This window comes from Ruegeria sp. BHSB056 (assembly GCF_059613305.1).
On record NZ_JBXWSG010000012.1, the window covers coordinates 1 to 19,318 of the forward strand.

General features: G+C 58.5%; 17 protein-coding genes. 8 read left to right on the forward strand and 9 right to left on the reverse strand.

The window, feature by feature from the left end; translation table 11 throughout:
- On the forward strand, positions 1 to 273 hold a 273-nt coding region (locus AC2FND_RS04965; protein WP_496768268.1), incomplete at its 5' end, for a HesA/MoeB/ThiF family protein.
- A 75-nt stretch (positions 274 to 348) separates the two neighbouring features.
- Positions 349 to 2,364: a M3 family metallopeptidase gene (locus tag AC2FND_RS04970; RefSeq protein WP_496768270.1), complete on the forward strand. Its 2,016-nt coding sequence runs from the start codon at positions 349 to 351 to the stop codon at positions 2,362 to 2,364.
- Positions 2,365 to 2,366: 2 nt separating this feature from the next.
- Here the strand turns inward: AC2FND_RS04970 and AC2FND_RS04975 are convergent, their stop codons facing one another.
- From AC2FND_RS04975 to AC2FND_RS05000, 6 genes are read right to left on the reverse strand one after another with little or no spacing between them, the layout of a single operon-like run.
- Entirely contained in the window at positions 2,367 to 3,299 is a 933-nt protein-coding gene (locus AC2FND_RS04975) for a 2-hydroxyacid dehydrogenase (RefSeq protein WP_496768272.1), read from the reverse strand.
- Positions 3,300 to 3,314: 15 nt separating this feature from the next.
- The gene (rodA, locus tag AC2FND_RS04980) at positions 3,315 to 4,454 is read right to left on the reverse strand and encodes a rod shape-determining protein RodA (protein WP_209506418.1); all 1,140 of its coding nucleotides are present in this window, start codon (positions 4,452 to 4,454) and stop codon (positions 3,315 to 3,317) included.
- Positions 4,451 to 6,400, reverse strand: a complete 1,950-nt coding sequence (gene mrdA / locus AC2FND_RS04985) for a penicillin-binding protein 2 (RefSeq protein ID WP_496768274.1) — start codon at positions 6,398 to 6,400, stop codon at positions 4,451 to 4,453. The genes rodA and mrdA overlap by 4 nt, the downstream gene beginning before the upstream one ends.
- Positions 6,397 to 6,933: a rod shape-determining protein MreD gene (locus tag AC2FND_RS04990; RefSeq protein WP_496768276.1), complete on the reverse strand. Its 537-nt coding sequence runs from the start codon at positions 6,931 to 6,933 to the stop codon at positions 6,397 to 6,399. The genes mrdA and AC2FND_RS04990 overlap by 4 nt, the downstream gene beginning before the upstream one ends.
- The gene (gene mreC, locus AC2FND_RS04995; RefSeq protein WP_209506411.1) at positions 6,926 to 7,828 is read right to left on the reverse strand and encodes a rod shape-determining protein MreC; all 903 of its coding nucleotides are present in this window, start codon (positions 7,826 to 7,828) and stop codon (positions 6,926 to 6,928) included. Before mreC ends, AC2FND_RS04990 begins: the two co-directional genes overlap by 8 nt.
- A gap of 58 nt (positions 7,829 to 7,886) precedes the next feature.
- On the reverse strand, positions 7,887 to 8,933 hold the full coding sequence (locus AC2FND_RS05000) for a rod shape-determining protein (RefSeq protein ID WP_039523195.1): 1,047 nt from the start codon (positions 8,931 to 8,933) through the stop codon (positions 7,887 to 7,889).
- A gap of 155 nt (positions 8,934 to 9,088) precedes the next feature.
- On the opposite strand from AC2FND_RS05000, the gene AC2FND_RS05005 reads away from it, so the two are divergent.
- On the forward strand, positions 9,089 to 9,874 hold the full coding sequence (locus AC2FND_RS05005; RefSeq protein WP_496768278.1) for a 23S rRNA (adenine(2030)-N(6))-methyltransferase RlmJ: 786 nt from the start codon (positions 9,089 to 9,091) through the stop codon (positions 9,872 to 9,874).
- A gap of 105 nt (positions 9,875 to 9,979) precedes the next feature.
- On the opposite strand, the gene AC2FND_RS05010 is transcribed toward AC2FND_RS05005, so the two are convergent.
- Complete coding sequence (locus tag AC2FND_RS05010) at positions 9,980 to 11,548, reverse strand: 2-isopropylmalate synthase (RefSeq protein WP_496768280.1); 1,569 nt, start codon at positions 11,546 to 11,548, stop codon at positions 9,980 to 9,982.
- A gap of 290 nt (positions 11,549 to 11,838) precedes the next feature.
- On the opposite strand from AC2FND_RS05010, the gene AC2FND_RS05015 reads away from it, so the two are divergent.
- Positions 11,839 to 12,504: an SDR family NAD(P)-dependent oxidoreductase gene (locus tag AC2FND_RS05015; RefSeq protein ID WP_496768282.1), complete on the forward strand. Its 666-nt coding sequence runs from the start codon at positions 11,839 to 11,841 to the stop codon at positions 12,502 to 12,504.
- Positions 12,505 to 12,508: 4 nt separating this feature from the next.
- Here the strand turns inward: AC2FND_RS05015 and AC2FND_RS05020 are convergent, their stop codons facing one another.
- Positions 12,509 to 13,990 carry an MORN repeat-containing protein gene (locus AC2FND_RS05020; protein ID WP_496768284.1) on the reverse strand — a complete coding sequence of 494 codons (1,482 nt, stop codon included), beginning with the start codon at positions 13,988 to 13,990 and terminating at the stop codon, positions 12,509 to 12,511.
- A gap of 153 nt (positions 13,991 to 14,143) precedes the next feature.
- Between AC2FND_RS05020 and AC2FND_RS05025 the strand changes: the two genes are divergently transcribed.
- The 3 genes from AC2FND_RS05025 to AC2FND_RS05035 all read left to right on the forward strand — a co-directional run bounded on the left by AC2FND_RS05025 (position 14,144) and on the right by AC2FND_RS05035 (position 17,802).
- The gene (locus AC2FND_RS05025; protein ID WP_496768285.1) at positions 14,144 to 15,802 is read left to right on the forward strand and encodes an NAD+ synthase; all 1,659 of its coding nucleotides are present in this window, start codon (positions 14,144 to 14,146) and stop codon (positions 15,800 to 15,802) included.
- A 308-nt stretch (positions 15,803 to 16,110) separates the two neighbouring features.
- The gene (locus AC2FND_RS05030) at positions 16,111 to 16,335 is read left to right on the forward strand and encodes a hypothetical protein (protein ID WP_480910184.1); all 225 of its coding nucleotides are present in this window, start codon (positions 16,111 to 16,113) and stop codon (positions 16,333 to 16,335) included.
- Positions 16,336 to 16,470: 135 nt separating this feature from the next.
- Positions 16,471 to 17,802 carry an NAD(P)/FAD-dependent oxidoreductase gene (locus AC2FND_RS05035; protein ID WP_496768343.1) on the forward strand — a complete coding sequence of 444 codons (1,332 nt, stop codon included), beginning with the start codon at positions 16,471 to 16,473 and terminating at the stop codon, positions 17,800 to 17,802.
- 4 nt (positions 17,803 to 17,806) lie between these two features.
- Here the strand turns inward: AC2FND_RS05035 and AC2FND_RS05040 are convergent, their stop codons facing one another.
- On the reverse strand, positions 17,807 to 18,739 hold the full coding sequence (locus tag AC2FND_RS05040; protein WP_496768288.1) for an MBL fold metallo-hydrolase: 933 nt from the start codon (positions 18,737 to 18,739) through the stop codon (positions 17,807 to 17,809).
- Positions 18,740 to 18,855: 116 nt separating this feature from the next.
- Between AC2FND_RS05040 and AC2FND_RS05045 the strand changes: the two genes are divergently transcribed.
- On the forward strand, positions 18,856 to 19,290 hold the full coding sequence (locus AC2FND_RS05045; RefSeq protein ID WP_209598592.1) for a DUF1801 domain-containing protein: 435 nt from the start codon (positions 18,856 to 18,858) through the stop codon (positions 19,288 to 19,290).
- Positions 19,291 to 19,318: the final 28 nt, after the last annotated feature.

Sequence of the window (19,318 nt, forward strand, 5' to 3'; positions counted from 1 at the left end):
GACCCAGCCAATGGCAGCCCGTGCTATCAGTGTATCTTTCCCGAAGCCCCGGCCCCCGGTCTGGCCCCGTCCTGTTCCGAGGCTGGTGTGATTGGCCCATTGCCGGGCGTCGTCGGATCGATGATGGCGGTCGAGGCGATCAAGGTGATAACGGGCGCTGGCATGGCGCTGCGGGGCGAGATGCTGATCTACGACGCCCTGTACGGTGAAAGTCGCAAGATCACTCTGACCCGCCGTGCCGATTGCCCCATTTGTGGTGCCGCAAGCAATTAACCTTTCTTAATGTGGGCTGGGGGTTCTGGAACACCCGGCCATGGCGAACTAGCTATAGGATCAAAGGAGATCCGCATGACCAACCCGATCCTGTCCAACTGGACCACCCCATTCGAAATAGCCCCTTTCGCCGATATTTCGGATGAAGATTTTGCCCCGGCTCTGGATCAGGCGATGACCGCGCATAACGCCGAGATTGACGCGATAGCGGCAAATCCGGATACCCCCACATTCGCCAACACGGTCGAAGCCCTTGAGGCTGCGGGCGAGCAGCTGGACAAGGTTCTGTCGGTCTTCTTCACCGTTGCAGGCGCAGACAGCAACCCCAAGCGGGAAGAGTTGCAGCGCGCGTTTTCCCCCAAGTTGTCGGCCCATTTCTCGGGAATTTCCTCGAACAAGGCGCTGTTTGAACGCGTTGCCGACCTTTGGGCGCGGCGCGAAAACCTGAACCTGACCGAGGAACAGGTACGCGTTCTGATGCTGACCCATCGAGGATTTGTTCGTGCAGGCGCGGCGTTGGACGGGGACGAAGACGCTCGTATGCAAGAAATCAAGTCGCGCCTCGCCTCGTTGGGGACATCCTTTACCCAGAACTTGCTGGCGGATGAGCGGGATTGGTTCATGGATCTGACCGAAGAAGATCTGCAGGGCCTGCCGGATTTCGTTGTGAATGCGGCGCGCGCCGCTGGTGCGGAAAAGGGCGCCGTGGGGCCGGTTGTTACCCTCTCCCGGTCGCTGATCGTGCCGTTTCTTCAGTTTTCACCCCGTAGGGATCTGCGTGAAAAAGCCTATCGCGCCTGGGCTGCCCGCGGCGCGAATGGCGGCGAGACCGACAATCGCGACATCGCGGCTGAGATTCTGGGCTTGCGTGAGGAACGCGCCAAGCTGTTGGGCTATGACAATTTTGCTGATTACAAGCTGGAAACTGAAATGGCTCGTACTCCGGACCGGGTACGTGAGTTGTTGATGCAGGTGTGGGAACCTGCCAAGGCCCGCGCCGATGCGGACGCGGAAATCCTGACCCGGATGATGCAGGAAGACGGTGTCAACGGCCCGCTGGAAGCATGGGACTGGCGCTATTACGCTGAAAAGCGGCGCAAGGCAGAACATGATCTGGATGAGGCGGAACTGAAACCCTACCTGCAACTGGACCGGATGATCGAGGCATCGTTTGCTTGTGCAAACCGCCTGTTCGGGCTGGAATTCAAGCCTTTGAACGTGCCGCTTTATCACCCGGATTGCCGCGCGTGGGAAGTTACGCGCAACGGTCGGCATGTCGCCGTGTTCATCGGTGACTACTTTGCACGGGGGTCAAAGCGATCAGGTGCCTGGTGCAGCGCGATGCGGGCACAGGCCAGATTCCCGAAAGAACAGGCACCGATTGTCATCAATGTCTGCAACTTCGCCAAGGGTGATCCGGCGCTGCTGTCTTATGACGATGCACGCACCCTGTTCCACGAGTTCGGCCACGCCTTGCACCAGATGCTGTCCAATGTGACCTATGAAAGCATCTCGGGGACTTCGGTTGCGCGCGATTTTGTCGAACTGCCCAGCCAGCTTTATGAACACTGGTTGGAAGTGCCCGAAGTTCTGGCCGAGTTTGCCACCCATGCCGAAACGGGCGAATCGATGCCGCAGGAGATGCTTGGAAAAGTGCTGAATGCCGCCAATTTCGACCAGGGGTTCCAGACGGTGGAATATGTCGCCTCGGCCCTTGTTGATCTGGCCTTCCACGATGGCGACGCCCCGGCAGACCCGATGGCAAAACAGGCCGTGGTTCTAGCCGGGTTGGGGATGCCGCAAGCCATTGGAATGCGCCATGCCACGCCCCACTTTGCGCATGTTTTCGCAGGCGATGGCTATAGCTCGGGCTACTACAGCTATATGTGGTCCGAGGTGATGGATGCTGACGCCTTTGCGGCCTTCGAAGAAGCAGGTGGTGCCTTTGATCCTGAACGGGCCAAAGCGCTGGAAGACAGTATCTTGTCCACCGGCGGTTCGCGCGAGGCAGAGGATTTGTATCTGGCGTTCCGCGGTCGATTGCCGGGCGTGGATGCCCTGTTGAAAGGCCGCGGTCTGATTGCGGTGTGACGTCAGTAGCCCAGCGTGCGGTCGACCAGGTGTACAAAGGGCTCACCGGATTCCCCGCGCCGGATGTTTTCGCAAATGACCTGTGCGGCAGTGACCGGGCGGGTCTCGGACGCGATATGCGGGGTCACGGTGACATTCGGATGCGCCCAATAGGGGTGATCGGTGGGCAAGGGCTCGACACGGAACACATCCAGCGTTGCGTGGCCCACCTGGCCCGAGTTCAGGGCATCCAATAGCGCATCATCATCAATCAGCGGCCCGCGTCCCGGGTTGATGATACGCGCACCTTTGGGAAGCAGGGCCAGCGTTTCCGCATTCAGCGCGTTTTCAGTGGCAGGTGTGTCAGGCAGCAACAAGACTACGATTTCGGCATGAGAAAGCGCCTGGCGCAGCCCTTCGGCACCATGCAGGCAGGTTACGCCGGGGATGTTCTTGGCTGTACGGCTCCAGCCCAAGACCCGAAACTCAAGCGCGGTCAGCGCGCGGGCCACGGCTTCGCCCAATGCTCCAAGCCCCAGAATACAAACGTTGCGCTCTTGCGCCAGCGGTGGGATATCTGGGGTCCAGACACCGTCCTGTACCGTGATGTGCCGGTCCATCCCCAGATGGTAGCGCAACACGTGGCCAACCACCCACTCGATCATGCCTTGCGTCAGGCCGTGATCCACCATCCGCGCCAATGGAACGGTCAGTGTTTCGTTACCCACGATTTTTTCGACCCCGGCCCAAAGGCTCAGCACCGCTTTTAGGCGCGTGAAAGGTCTGAAATCCTGTACCCCTCCGTTTGGGGCATAAACAACATAATCGACCTGATCCGGCGCGAACTCGGTTCCAAGCTGGACGTCCAGACCCGCCTTATCAAGATATTGTGTCAGCAGCGGCTGATACACCGGCCAAAGGGCAGGGCGCGCGGAAAACAGGACGTTCACAGACATCAGAGCCCTTTCAGATCAACGGGGGCGGTGAATATGGGCGCTTTGGACGATGCCAAAGGCTGCCATCAGAACCAGCATGGCCGAGCCACCATAGCTGACCATTGGCAGTGGTACACCCACGACCGGAGCCATGCCCATCACCATTGACATGTTGACGGCAAAAAACAGGAAGAAGTTCAGCGCGATACCCAGCGTGACCAGAGATGAAAACCGGTCCTTGGTTGCCAGTGCCGTGACCATGCAGAAAACCAGAATCAAGGCATAAAGGGTCAACAGGGTCGTTCCCCCGACAAATCCGAACTCTTCGGCCAACGTCGTGAAAATGAAATCGGTATGCTTCTCGGGCAGGAAGTTCAGGCGGGACTGCGTGCCTTGCATGAAACCCCGCCCGTTCCATCCCCCGGACCCCAAGGCAATCTTGGACTGGGTAATGTGGTATCCGGCCCCCAATGGGTCGGTGGACGGGTCCAGAAAGGTGTCGATGCGCCGAAACTGATAGTCCTTCAATAATTGCCAGTCGGTTCCACGGCTGTTGAACACAGCGGCGATCAGGCCCACGACAGCAGCAATAACGGCGGCAAAATAGGCCCAGTGAACCCCTGCCAGAAACATCAACCCACCTCCTGCGGCCAGAAGCAGGATGGATGTGCCAAGATCGGGCTGTTTCAGAACCAGCAAGGTAGGCAGGATGATCAGGACAACCGGGATAAGAACCCAAAGCGGACGAGACGTTTTGTGCGAGGGAAGCCAGTCGTAATAAGCTGCAAGCAACATGACCAGCGTGACTTTCATGACCTCTGAGGGTTGCAGGCGCATAAACCCAAGGTCGATCCAGCGCTGCGCACCCATGCCGATAGTGCCGAACAGTTCAACAAATACCAGCAAAGCCACCGAGCCGAGATAGGCCAGCACCGACATGTTGCGCCAGAACCAGATCGGAACCAGTGCGATGATGAACATCACTGTCAGGCCAAGCCCGAAACGTTCCATTTGCGGCTCGGCCCAGGGCGTCCACGAACCGCCTGCAACGGAGTACAGCATCAGAAAGCCCGCGCTGGCGGTGCTGATCAGCAGCAACGTCAGCGGCCAGTTCATATACAGGAACTTGCGAAACCCCGACGGCGTGGATTTGACGGCATATTCAAGATAGCTCATGCGCGGTCCTTTCCATCCGGTCGCGCTTTGGGGCGCTTGTCACCCTCCAGCCGTTTTTGCTGTTCCTTGATGCGTTCGCGGTCGGCAACCGGGTATGCCTCAAGCGGCGGAGTGCCGTCATAAAGAGCTTGCAGCATGATGTCGCGTGCAACCGGGGCTGCGGCTGTGGACCCGCCGCCGCCATGCTCAACAACCACGGCCACGGCATATTTTGGGTTGTCATACGGTGCGAAGCAAACGAACAGCGCGTGGTCGCGACGCTCCCACGGCAAGTCCTCGTTTCGGATCACGCCTGCGGCCCGCTCTGCTTTGGTGATGTTTCGAACCTGGCTGGTTCCGGTTTTCCCCGCCATCCGGAACTCATCCGCGATGATGCGGCTTCGATATGCCGTTCCTCGCCTGTCATTCGAGACCGAGAACATGGCCTTGCGGACCTGTTCCAGATTGTAGGAGTTAAGGCCCAGTGGCTCTCCGGCGCCTGAGGGTTGTTCGACACCGTCGATCGAGCGCACCAGGCGCGGCGTGACTGCGCGACCGGTGGCGATGCGGGCTGCCATTACAGCCAGTTGCAACGGCGAAGCCAGCATGAAGCCCTGACCGATGGACGCGTTGGCCGTATCGCCCACAAGCCACTCCTGACCGTGAGCGCGCCGCTTCCATTCCTGATTGGGGGCCAGCCCATCTGCCACCGCCGACATCGGGATGTCATGCTTGACCCCCAGTCCCAAAGTGCGGGCCATGTCAGAGATCTTGTCGATGCCAACGCGCAGAGCCACGTCATAGTAATAGACATCGCAGCTGCGTTTCAGCGAAAGGTTGAGGTCGACCGTTCCGTGCCCGCCACGCTTCCAGCAATGGAAGCGACGGCTGCCGACCTTCAGGTGTCCGGGGCAGTACACGGTGTTGCCGGGAGAGACTACGCCAGCTTCCAACGCGGCCAGCGCGGTGACCATCTTAAAGGTCGATCCCGGAGGATAAGTTCCTTGCACGGATTTATTCGCCAGAGGACGGTACTTGTCTTCTGTCAATGCCCGGTAATCGGCAACCGAAATGCCACGTACAAACAGGTTCGGATCAAAACTGGGTGCCGAGGCGACCGCACGCAAGTCACCGGTTTCGCAGTCTATGACAACTGCGGCTGCACTTTCGCCCGCCAGTCGCGCCTGTGCATATTGTTGCAGATCAGCGTCGATGGACAGTTGCAGATCTGCGCCGGGTTGTCCTTCCTGCCGGTCAAGCTCGCGCATGACGCGGCCCGTCGCGTTGACCTCGACCCGCTTTGCACCGGCCTTGCCGCGCAGTTCGATTTCCTGCTTGGCCTCAAGGCCGACCTTTCCAATCTGGAACCTTGGAATGCGCAATACCGGCTCAGGGTCTTCGATCTTGCTGAGGTCATAGTCACTGACCGGGCCAACATAGCCGACGATATGTGCGAAATCCTCGTATCGTGGGTATTGCCGTGTCAGGCCGACCTCGGGCGTTACACCCGGCAGGGCCGGAGCATTGACCGCAACCTTCGAGATATCCTCCCACGTGACCTGATCCGCCAGCGTCACCGGCAGAAACGGGGCCGAGCGGCGCATTTCTGTCTTGGCGCGCTCGATCTCATCTTCGTTCAGAGGGATCAGCTCTGACAGTTTGGCGATGACTTTTTCCACGTCATCGGCGTCTTCACGAACGATGACGATGCGATAGGAAGGTGAGTTCTGGCCGATGATCTGGCCGTTCCGGTCATAGATACGCCCACGGGTCGGCGGGATAAGCCGGATGTTGATACGATTTTCTTCGGCCAACAGGCGGTATTCGTCGGCCTGTTCGACCTGCATGAACCGCATTCGTGCGGCCAAACCGCCTATGAACACCGCCTGTAGACCACCCAGCAACAGCGCTCTGCGTGGCAGGCGCTTATAGGCAAGGCCCTGGGATTTGGGTTTACGCTGTTTCATGCCCGGCTTCCCAAAGCGCTGACATCAGCAGCGGATATGCGGCGAACCCCCAACGCGCTTTGGCTAAGCATCACGACCAACGGGTAGACAGCGACCGTCAGCACAAGCTGAATCACAACCGGCCCCAATGCGGCCTGTTGCACGGACATCACCGATAGTACGACCCTGTTCATCAAAATGACCGCCGTGATCACAATGCCGACAGACATCCATTCTCCGGCAAATCCCGCATCCCTCATACCCAACGCCGCTGACCGCAAATAGGCCGACCCGACTACGGTCAGCGCGGCCAAAAGGCCCGGTGGACGTTGCAGTAGAAAGTCGGCCATCAGCATGACAAGCGCAACCAATACAGTCGGGACGTAATCGGGCCGCCGCAGCACCCAGGCAAAAGTCAGGGCAATCAGGACGTCGGGAAAAGGCCAGCGATCGGGTTGAGCGTCCAACGGCAACAGATGCAGAAACAGTACAGCAAATGCCAGCAAGGCATAAAGGCTGCGCATGGCCCAGATTTGCGAGGCCGGTCTATCCATCGCTGACCTCATCCGGGGTCAGCGCCGCCTCTGGGCGGGTGGGCCCGACTATACTGCCCGGATCCTGAATGGGCGGAGCCGAGTGAAACCGCAGAACCCTGAGAAATTCGAGCCTTTCGAAATCTGCCGACAGGCGGACCCGCAGGCGCCCCCCGGGATCTGCCGCGATTTGACCGATCAACAGGCCCGCAGGAAACACGCCACCATCACCCGAAGTGATCACACGGTCCCCGGGGCGAACCAGCTCGCGGTTTTCAAGAAACTCCACCGCGGGCGCGGGGTTGTTGTCGCCTTTGATCAGCGCGGTCTGGCCAGAAGGTTGAATGGTTGCGGGAATCGCGCTGGTGGCATCCGTCACAAGGATCACGCGTGCCGTGTCAGGGCCAACACCTGATATCCTGCCGACCAGGCCAATGCCGTCCATCGTGGCCCATCCATCCACGATCCCGTCACGCTCTCCGACATTCAGCAGAACGGATTGCCGGAATGGCGACCCGCTGTCGGCCATGACAACGCCGGTGATATAAGTCAGACGCGGGTCAAGGCGGACATTGTTCAGATCCAGCAGTCGCGCGTTTTCCTGTTCAAGCTGCAAAGCAGCCTCTTTCCAGGCGCGCATCAGGCGCAGTTCGCTACGCAGTTCCCGGTTCTGCTCGCTCAGGCGCTGATAGCTTTGGAAGTCACGCACCAGATTGACGGCGGCAGTCACGGGGACCATGGCCCATTCCATCGACGGTACAACCGTATCCACGATTCGCGCGCGGAACCGTTCTACGCGCGGGCTGTCGATGCGCCACAGAAGGAAGATACCAAGCAGGCACAGCACAACGATCCCCAACAACAAGCGGCGCAGGGGGGTCGTATACTCATCGCGCTGTGATCGGTCTTTTGCCACAGGTTACCTTCCCGTGCTGCTCGCGCCGACATAACCCTATCTTCCGAGGGTGCGCGCCTTAGCTTTCGTAGTCAATCGCGTGGCGCAGCTGTTTTTCATATTCCAGTGCCTTGCCGGTGCCCAAAGCCACACAATTCAGGCTTTCGTCCGCAATGGAAACCGCCAGGCCTGTCTGTTCGCGCAGGGCCAGGTCCAGATCGCCCAGCAGCGCACCGCCACCGGTCAGCATCACACCGCGGTCGACAATGTCCGCAGCCAAGTCGGGCGGCGTTGTCTCAAGCGCGGTCATAACCGCCTCGCAGATTTGTTGCACGGGCTCTGACAGCGCTTCGGCCACCTGGGCCTGGCTGATTTCGATTTCCTTGGGCACGCCGTTCAACAGGTCACGCCCCCGGATATGCATCGACTGACCGCGCCCATCGTCGGGCATACGGGCAGTACCGATGGTTGTCTTGATACGCTCTGCCGTGGATTCACCAACCAGAAGGTTCTGCTGGCGACGCAGGTAGGAAATGATGGCCTCGTCCATCCGGTCACCACCAACACGGACCGAACGGGCATATACGATGTCACCCAGCGACAGAACAGCAACCTCAGTGGTGCCACCGCCAATATCGACAACCATGTTGCCGGTCGGGTCGGTGATCGGCATGCCGGCCCCGATTGCGGCCGCAATCGGTTCGGCAATCAGGCCCGCGCGACGGGCACCTGCAGACAAGACCGACTGACGAATTGCACGTTTTTCGACCGGGGTTGCGCCATGGGGAACGCAGACAATGATCTTGGGTTTCGAGAAGGTCGAGCGTTTGTGCACCTTGCGGATGAAGTGCTTGATCATTTCTTCGGCAGTATCAAAATCCGCGATCACACCTTCGCGCATGGGGCGGATGGCTTCGATCGAACCGGGCGTCCGACCCAGCATAAGCTTGGCATCTTCGCCAACAGCCAGAACTTTCTTCACACCGTCCTTGACGTGATAGGCCACAACCGAAGGTTCAGACAGGATGACACCGCGCCCCTTGACGTAAACCAGCGTGTTTGCTGTTCCAAGGTCGATAGCCATGTCCGCTGTGAACAGGCCGCCCAGATTGCCAAAGATCCCCATGTTTTCCCTGATCCTGTAATGTCGGTTTTCTACTGCCCGCGACTCGACGGTTCCGGGACGGATGACTTATAGGGTGCCATCACGCCCGGTAAAAGGGCTGATTCCGCGACAATCAGCACCTTTCCGCCTTATTGAATGGGACTTTAGAAGGCAAGATGCTCTCTTATCAACACATTTACCACGCCGGGAATCTGGCGGATGTCCAAAAGCACGCATTACTGGCGTGGGTGCTGGATTATCTGACACGCAAGGACAAGCCGCTCAGCTATATCGAAACGCATTCCGGGCGTGGGTTGTACCGGTTGGATGCAGACGAATCTATTCGGACAGGAGAGGCAGTGGCAGGGATCGGTCGAGCACAGCGGGAAGGGTGGTTCGGGCCCGACCACCCGATGGCGCAGGTCCTGAAGCAGGTACAGGCCCGACACCGCGACACGGCCTATCCGGGATCGCCGATGATTGCTGCGACTATGTTACGGGAACAGGACAGTTTGCACCTCGCGGAACTGCACCCACAGGAATTTGCGGCCCTGTCGTTGGCGATGTCGCCGTTTGGGGCGAAGGTCTATCAGCAGGACGGGTTCGATCTGGCGCAGTCTTTGCTGCCTCCGACTCCACGCCGGGGCCTGATGCTGATTGACCCAAGTTACGAGGCGAAAGCCGATTACGACCGCTTGCCCGGCATTATCGCCAAGCTGCACCGCAAGTGGAATGTGGGCGTGATTGCCCTTTGGTACCCGATCCTGACGGACAATCGACATGCTGGGATGACTGCGGCTCTCAAATCGCGAAACTACCCCAAAGCCATTTGCCACGAAGTGACGTTCCCGCCTGCGCGTGAGGGGCACCGGATGATTGGGTCTGGTATGTTTATTGTGAATGCGCCGTTCGGTATCGGCGACGAAATGAATCGCCTTTCCGAGCTTTTCGCAAAACTTTAGCAGCAGACGAGACGCTGGTCGGGATAAAGCACCAAATCCATCACCGTGGGTCGTGTTGGATTTTCCGGGCAACCAAACTTGCGGTTGCCCGGATGATTTATGCAATCACGTCAGGTCTTTATAGCTGATCTCGCGCGCATCCGCGCCCGGGCCAGCTTTTTCACGGCGCACAATCAGGCGGTTGAGAGCGTGGATATAAGCCTTTGCTGACGCCACGACGGTGTCGGTGTTTGCCGACTGGCCGGTTGCGATCATTCCATCCTCTTCCAGGCGCACGGAAACCGTTGCCTGCGCGTCCGTGCCTTCGGTCACAGCATGAACCTGATAAAGCTGAAGCCGTGCTGTGTTGGGATAAATCGCACGGATCGCCTTAAAGGTCGCATCCACAGGGCCGTCGCCATGTTCGGTGGCGGTTTTGTCCAGGCCTTCAACTTCAAGCTCGACCGTCGATTCCGCCTGACCGCCCGTGCCGCAGGTCACCTTCATCGAAACCAGCTGCAGGTGGTCGTCAGCCTCGTCCAGCGTCATCAGTGCAATGAGATCGTCGTCGAACACCTCTTTCTTGCGATCCGCCAGATCCTTGAACCGAACAAAGATATCCTTGAGCTGGTTGTCGCCCACCTCAAACCCCAGCGTTTCGAGCTTGTCGCGCAAGGCTGCGCGGCCCGAGTGTTTGCCAAGCGGCAATGATGTTCCCGAAAGACCAACGTCCTCAGGACGCATGATTTCAAAGTTTTCGCGGTTTTTCAGCATCCCGTCCTGATGGATGCCACTTTCATGGGCAAAAGCGTTCTTGCCGACAATTGCCTTGTTGAACTGCACCGGAAAGCCCGAGACCGTCGCAACCCGACGCGAGATGTGCATGATCTTAGTGGTGTCGATGCCAGTATGCCACGGCATGATATCGTTGCGCGTGCGCAGTGCCATGACCACTTCTTCCAGCGCCGTGTTGCCTGCGCGTTCGCCCAGGCCGTTGATGGTGCATTCAATCTGACGGGCACCACCTGCCACAGCGGCCAGCGAGTTCGCGGTCGCCATGCCAAGGTCATTGTGGCAATGGGTGGCAAAGACCACGTCATCCGCCCCCGGCACCGTTTCGATCAGACGCTTGATCAGGTCCGCGCTTTCCACAGGAGCGGTATAGCCCACCGTATCCGGGATGTTGATCGTGGTTGCCCCGGCCTTGATTGCGATCTCGATCACCCGGCACAGGTAATCCCATTCGGTTCGGGTCGCGTCCATCGGAGACCACTGCACGTTTTCGCACAGGTTGCGCGCGTGGCTGACCGTTTCGTGGATCTTGTCGGCCATCTCGTCCATCGTCAGGTTCGGAATGGCGCGATGCAGGGGTGAAGTGCCGATGAACGTGTGAATGCGGTTTTTCTCGGCGTGTTTTACCGCCTCCCAGCAGCGGTCGATATCGGCAAAATTTGCGCGGGCCAGACCGCAGATACGGCTGTTCTTTGACCGCTGCGCGATCTCGGATACCGCTTTGAAGTCACCTTCGGATGCGATCGGAAAACCGGCTTCGATGATGTCGACGCCCATGTCATCCAGCAGCTCGGCAATTTCCAGCTTTTCATCATGGGTCATGGTGGCGCCAGGGCTCTGTTCGCCGTCGCGCAAAGTCGTATCGAAGATCAAGACGCGGTCTTGGTCGGTCACGTTGGTCATGGGGTTCTCTTTCTTCTTCTGTCCTAAAGCCTATGGCGCGCGGGCGTCCTCCTCTGAGCGGGCGCGCCGGATGGCACGCTCAGAGGCGGATTAGGATCAGTAGGCCACGCAGCGACGCACCGCGAAGGGCGGTGTCGACACAAGGGATATCTGCGCGGTTGATCATGGGATTGAGGTTATACAGAGCCCGCCGGGAATGAAAAGAACCAATTTGCAATACGTGAACTTCTGGCAACTGCCCGTGTTTAGACCACCTTGATTGTTCGCACTGCGCGGCTAGCTGATCCCGGATGGAAACTGCATTGATAATTGGCGCTTCTGGCGGGATTGGCGCAGCCGTTACCAGACGGCTGGTTGAGCAGGGCGTTTCGGTCACGCGTTTGTCCCGGTCGGAGGACGGCTTTGACCTGACCGATCCGGACGGGGTGATGCTGAAGCTTGATAACCTACCAGGTCAGTTTGATCTGATCCTGGTGGCTTCGGGTGCCTTAGAGATAAACGGCGCTGTGCCGGAAAAAACCCTTCGGGCGATTTCAGCCAGTGCCATGATGGATCAGTTCGCGTTGAATGCCGTTGGTCCGGCATTGGTGCTAAGCCGCGCGTATCATCTGTTGCCGCGACATAGACGATCTGTACTCGCGGTGCTGTCGGCGCGGGTGGGATCAATCGGGGATAATCGAACAGGCGGCTGGATCAGCTACCGTGCGGCCAAGGCAGCGGTCAATCAGGTTGTCCGCACCGCCGCAATTGAATTGGCCCGAACACATAAACAGGCGATTTGCGTCGCCCTTCACCCCGGCACGGTAAAAACAGAGTTCACGAACAAATACCTGGGTCGTCATCCTGCCGCCGAACCTGAAGCAGCCGCCGATAACCTGTTGAACGTGATACGCGGGTTAACGCTCGCTGATACAGGAGGGTTCTATGATTGGGCCGGTAAGCCGGTCCCGTGGTGAGCCTTCAACCGTCCGAGGTTCCGGTTGCCTCTGTATTTGCATCAGGGTTGGGGTGCGGGGCAGGGGTGTCAGCGTCGCTCTGCTGGTCCGAGGTCTGATCCGGCAACACGCCGTTTTCCCAGACACCGCTTTCCTCCTGGCCGTTGGCATAGCGCATCGTCCCACTGCCCTGCCGTTTGTTGTCGACAAAGCTGCCCTCATACACATCCCCGTTCGAGTAGGTGGCGGTACCCACGCCGTTGATTTTTCCGTCCGACCAGTCGCCCGTATACTTGAACCCGGCTGGGGTTATGATTTCCCCTTTGCCGTGCCGTTTTCCGTTCAGGAAATCGCCGGTGTAGACCGTGCCATCGGAATAGGTCGCCTTGCCTTTGCCCTGACGCACGCCTTCAACCCAGTCGCCGTCATATACCGAGCCATCTGCGCGCGTAACCACACCCTTGCCGTGGCTTTGCGCGTTCTTGAATTGGCCTTTGTAGATCATACCATTGGTATAGGTGGCCGTGCCCTGACCCTCGATAACACCCGCGATCCATTCGCCTTCATAGGTCGATCCGTCCGGATAGGTGATGCTGCCGTTTCCTTCGGCCAGATCGGCAACGAAATCGCCGACATAGACAGAGCCATCCGGATAGGTCACTTCGCCAAGGCCTTCAATCTGCCCGGCGTTCCAGTCGCCGGTATACACAAAGCCGTCTGTTCCTGTGAACGTACCTTTGCCGTGGCGGCGGTCGTCGACGAAATCGCCTTCGTACACATCCCCTTGGGCGTGGGTCACTTTGCCCTTGCCGTGGCGGCGCCCTTCTAGAAGCTCGCCTTCGTATACGTCACCGTTGGAGTAGGTCAGGTTACCCATCCCGGTGATCTGGTCCCCGGACCAATCCCCTGAATACACCATCCCGTCTGGCATTGTCTGTGTGCCGGTGCCATCGCGCAAACCTGCGTTGACGTCGCCGTCGTAAACGCTGCCGTCGGCATATGTGATCTTTGCTTTGCCCTGCCGTTCACCGTCGACCCAGTCGCCATCATAGATGTATCCGTCGGGAAAACTCAGCACGCCTTTGCCATGTCGCTGGGCGTTCCTGAATTCACCCTCATAGCGCGTGCCGTTCGCGAATTCAGCAATGCCGGTGCCGTTGATTGATCCGTTCGACCAATCTCCATCGTAGCTGCTGCCATTGGCATAGATGATCTTGCCGCGCCCTTCGGGTTGACCCTTGGCGAACATGCCTTCGTAGACTGACCCGTCGGGGTAGTGTGTCGTACCCTGACCCTGAATTTCACCTTCTACCCATTGCCCGGTGTATTCAAATCCGTTCGGCAGCCGATACGTTCCTGTCCCGTGCCGCAACCCGTTCTCATAAGTGCCCTCATAGACACCGCCAACTTCATCATCCTTGACGATGACAGTCCCGTCCTGCGCGAAAGCAGTGGCCGCCGCCAGACTCATCCCCGCCGCCAAAATTGAGTTTCGGATCACGTTCATTTCTGGTCCTGTCTGCCCGGTCGTCGCTGGTGATATCTCTTGTGCAAAACTAAGGTACCGTTGCAGGCAGAGCAACGGCTTTTGCCGCATTGGTCTTTTACTCGCGCGGTGATCTGCTAAATGGCAATAGGACTTACGAGGCAAGAGGGCAGCATGGCCGACCGTTTCCGCATCACTCTGGCGCAACTGAATCCGACCGTTGGCGATATCGAAGGCAACGCGGCAAAGGCCGTTGCGGCATGGGAACAAGGCAAAGCAGCGGGCGCGAATCTGGTGGCTTTCCCCGAGATGTTCATCACCGGCTACAACACGCAGGATCTGGTTCTCAAACCGGTATTCCACCGCGCAGCCATGTCTGCGGTCGAAGCGCTGGCGGCAAAATGCGCCGAAGGTCCTGCAATTGCCATAGGTGGCCCCTGGGTCGATGATGGCAAGCTGTACAACGCCTATCTGATCCTGAAGGGTGGCCGGATCACCAGCAAGGTTCTGAAGCACCACTTGCCGAATGAGACGGTGTTCGACGAAGTGCGCCTTTACGATGCGGGACCACTGGGTGGGCCGTATTCGGTAGGGAATTTCCGGATTGGCAGCCCGATCTGCGAAGACAGCTGGCACCCTGACGTGGCAGAAACGCTGGAGGAAACCGGGGCCGAGTTTTTGTTGATCCCCAACGGGTCGCCCTATTTCCGGGATAAATACGATGTGCGACTGAACCACATGGTCGCGCGCGTGGTCGAAACGGGCCTGCCGCTGATCTACCTGAATATGGTGGGCGGGCAGGATGATCAGGTTTTTGATGGTGCCAGTTTTGGCCTGAACCCGGGCGGGGAATTGGCGTTCCGAATGCCGGTTTTTGACGAGCTGCTCTCGCAAGTCGATCTTGAGCGCGGCGAAGACGGCTGGCGGATCGCATCAGGCGAAATCGTGCCCCAACCGGATGAGTGGGAGCAGGATTATCGCGCGATGGTGCAGTCCCTTCGCGACTATATGGGGAAAACGGGTTTCAAAAAGGCGCTGCTGGGCTTGTCCGGCGGGGTCGATTCCGCGCTGGTCGCGACCATTGCGGTCGATGCCATCGGGGCCGAAAATGTCCGCTGCGTGATGCTGCCGTCGGAATACACCAGCCAGGCCTCGCTTGACGATGCCGAGGCGGTCGCCAAAGCGCTGGGCGTGCATTATGACTACGTGCCGATCTCGGACAGTCGCGCAGCCGTCACCAGCACTTTGGCACCGCTGTTTGCAGGGCTGGATGAAGGGTTGACCGAAGAAAACATTCAATCCCGCCTGCGCGGGTTGCTGTTGATGGCGATCTCGAACAAGTTCGGCGAAATGCTGTTGACCACCGGCAACAAATCCGAAGTCGCCGTGGGCTATGCCACAATCTATGGCGACATGAACGGCGGCTATAATCCGATCAAGGATCTGTACAAGACCCGTGTGTTCGAAACCTGCCGCTGGCGCAATGCCAATCACCGCGACTGGATGATGGGCCCTGCAGGCGAAGTGATCCGTCCCTCTGTCATAGACAAACCGCCCAGTGCAGAACTGCGCGAAGATCAGAAAGACAGCGATAGCCTGCCGGATTACCCGGTGCTGGACGGAATACTTGAGATCCTCGTCGATCAGGACGGATCGATCGCAGACTGTGTCGCCGCCGGGTACAACGAAGCAGATGCTCAGCGGGTCGAACATCTGGTCTATGTCAGCGAGTATAAACGGTTTCAGTCCGCCCCCGGTACGCGCCTGAGCAACCGCGCGTTCTGGTTGGACCGGCGGTATCCAATTGTGAATCGCTGGCGCGATCGCCCCTGATTGCCACAATTCGCGCGCTGAATAGGAAACAGTAAGGTTTTCCTTCCTTTGATTGTTTTCCGATTTCTCGTTATGGGCCCGCCACGGGAGTTAAAACCGGCCTCTGACTTGTTGTGACGACAACTTTCTGCCACATTTTAGCTTGAAAATTGCCCTATGTGGGGCGGGTGCGACGCAATTCTCAAAGTCGCGAATTGATTTTGAAGAAGTGTGACGCATCCGGGGTTGGATGTCTGAGTAAATGGTTTGGTTTTGACATGTATGAGGAATATCAAGGATCGCATCATGCTCTTTTGAAACGGCGGACGATGGAATCTCCGCCACAGGAGCTGGATGAGGAAAAGCTGGAAGCGGCGATTGCCGGTGTCCTGAATGAACAGCGGCTGTCCGACGAACAGGCAGCAGCGTCCCTTCGGGCTGAGTTTCCAAGCTTGTTGCCGCAGAAGGACGTAACCGCGCAGACCGTGCAAAAAGACACCGGGCTGACTGCGATGTTGCGTCAAAAATGGGCGGAACTGTCCGGCGCAGCGTGATGTGCTGAGGGTTTTCGCTGCCATTGGCGTCTGGGCCACAGGCACAAAAATAGTGCCGATGTAGTGACAATTCGTGTTGCCAAACTTCTGGGCCTTGGCCCCCATACGGGTTCAGGCGACAGAGTAATGCTATATATGACGGCACCAAAACCGAACCCCGTAGAATCCGATCTTGCCCTTCCCAAATCTGTTGATGTTGTCGTTATTGGCGGCGGCATAATCGGCGTTTCAACCGCGCTGGAACTGGCAGAACGCGGCGCTTCCGTCCTTTTATGCGAAAAGGGACAGATTGCGGCAGAACAAAGCTCGCGCAATTGGGGGTGGGTGCGTTTGGGTATGCGTGACCCGCGCGAAATTCCCCTGATGCAAGAGGCGTTGCGGATCTGGCAGACCCTTGATGCCCGCCTGGATGGCAATACCGGCTATACGCAATCCGGCATTCTTTTCGGCGCGTCCGGCAAGCGGGGAGAAGTCAACCTGAAACGTTGGATGCGCCACGTGGAGGGATTGCAGACCGGGGCAAATATGGTGTCGGGACGCGAGTTGGCAGAGTTGTTGCACGGGCATGAAACCGGCCTGACATCCGCCCTGTACATGCCGCAGGACGGGCGGGCTGAACCGCAATGGGCCGCCCCGGCCATCGCCGAATCCGCACGGCGTCTGGGTGCTGTGATCATGACAGGATGCGCCGTGCGAAGTTTAGACATTCAGGATGGGCGTATCGCGGGTGTTTTCACCGAGCGCGGCAAGGTCGCCTGCGGGCGCGTGGTTCTGGCGGGGGGCGCGTGGTCGCGTCTTTTTGCGGGCAATGCAGGTATCAATCTGCCGCAGTTAAAGGTTTTGAACACGGTTCTGCGGACCTCTCCGGTAAAAGATGGGCCCGAAACTGCGCTATGGTCGGATGATTTTGCGATCCGAAAGCGCGCAGATGGGGGGCACACCATCGCGTCCGGACATCAGAACACGGTCGATATCGTACCGGACAGTTTCCGGCTGGGGTTGCAGTTTCGCTTTGCCTTTGCGCAGGAATGGAAATCCCTGCGCTTTCGCTGGTCAAAACAGTGGGCTATCGAGGCCCGTCAGAACAGAAGATGGTTGCCGACCGACGTGACCCCGTTCGAGCTGTGCCGGGTTTTGGATCCTGAACCTTCGCAGAAGTATTTGCGACAAGCCTGGGCCAGTGCACGAAAAGGAATTCCTGCGTTGCAGGACAGTGAAATCGTCCAAAGTTGGGCGGGTATGATTGATGTTACCCCCGACGCCATTCCCATAATCTCGGGCGTGGATGACATGCCGGGTATGTATATCGCCACGGGCTTTTCCGGCCACGGCTTTGGCATCGGGCCCGGCGCCGGCCGCCTGACGGCTGACCTTGTCACTGATTTAACCCCTTGTGTGGATCCGACCGCGTTCCGTCTGTCTCGGTTCACTGACGGCTCAAAGGTGCGACCGGATCCGGGTTACTAGGGGCTTAGCCCATCATCTGATAGCTGACCGGAACAAAGCGGAAGCCCTCGCCCCGTGTCTCGACAAAGCCCGCGGCAGGGAAGGGCATGTGATAGCCGACCATCGGCACCTTGTCGGCTGCCAGCATGCCAAGAACATTACGGCGCGCGGCTGTTGCGGCGGCCTTGTCCATGTCAAACCGAACCTCCCATTCCGGATGGGCAAAGGACCAAACGTAATGGTTGGCCAAATCCGCTGTCAGCAGAAGGCGCTGTCCGTTGCTCTCCAGATGATAGACCGTATGGCCCGGAGTATGGCCGTGGGCCGCAACCGCAGTTATGCCCGACGCCACTTGCTCTCCATCACCGATAAAGCTCATCTTCTCGGCCAGCGGTGTGACTTTTGCGGCCACAAGATCACCGACATTGTTTCCGGCCTCCTGCGCGGACCAGAAATCGTATTCCGTTGCCGAGGTCACATAGCGTGCGTTGGCAAAGGTTGGTGCGCCATCCGTTGTCATGCCGCCAATATGGTCTGGATGCATATGGGTCAGCACGACAACGTCGATCTGATCCGGGCTGACACCTGCATCGGCCAAAGCGGCCTGAATGCCACCCTGCCCCAGACCGGTGTCGAACAACACCAGTTCCGATCCGGTGTTGACCAGTGAGGGGGTGAAGAAGAACTGGGCGGTGTCGGCGGGAATAAAGTTCTCAGCCGAAACCTTTGCAAAGTCTTCATCAGACGCTCCGCCGCCAAAGATATCCTTGGCGCCGTCGCGCGGCAGGCTGCCATCCAGCAAGGTCGTGACTGTTAAGTCGCCGACCTTGAAGGTTTTGGCGATGGTCGAGTTGGCCTTGGCGTCAGAGCCTGCGGCCAAAACCGGCGCTGCTGCCGTGGCAAACGGCAAGGCGGCAGCAGTTCCCAAGGCGGCACGGCGAGTAAGTTTGATTGTCATTATCGTTCCCCCTGTCAGAACACCTTTAGAAAAACTAGAACGGTGTGAGATTCTGACCAGATGTTACGACATCCACGTAGGGTGCATGGATGAACAATACGTGTTAATTTTTGTTCATGTCGCGATCGCAGAACAAAACCGTTCCAACAGATCAAAGTGTAGAAGATTTCCTTAACTCGGTCCAATCAGAACGTCGGGCCGAAGAGGCGCGCGCTCTGGATGAACTTTTTCGGGCCGCCACCGGGTTTGATCCGGTCATGTGGGGCCCGTCGATGATCGGGTATGGCCGTTATCACTATCGCTACGCCTCGGGCCGAGAGGGCGATTTTCTTGCAACCGGGTTTTCCCCGCGCAAGTCGTCGCTGGTGATCTATATCATGCCGGGTTACGCGGATTTTGGCGGCATTCTGGCCCGGTTGGGCAAGCACAAGCTGGGCAAGTCCTGCCTGTACGTGAACAAGCTGGCGGATATCGACGTGCAGGTTCTGTCGGAACTCATCCGCGCCGGGTTGACCGACCTTGGCAGGATATGGCCCGTGGAACCGCGTTGAATCACCTGATGGATCAAGCGGCGGCTGG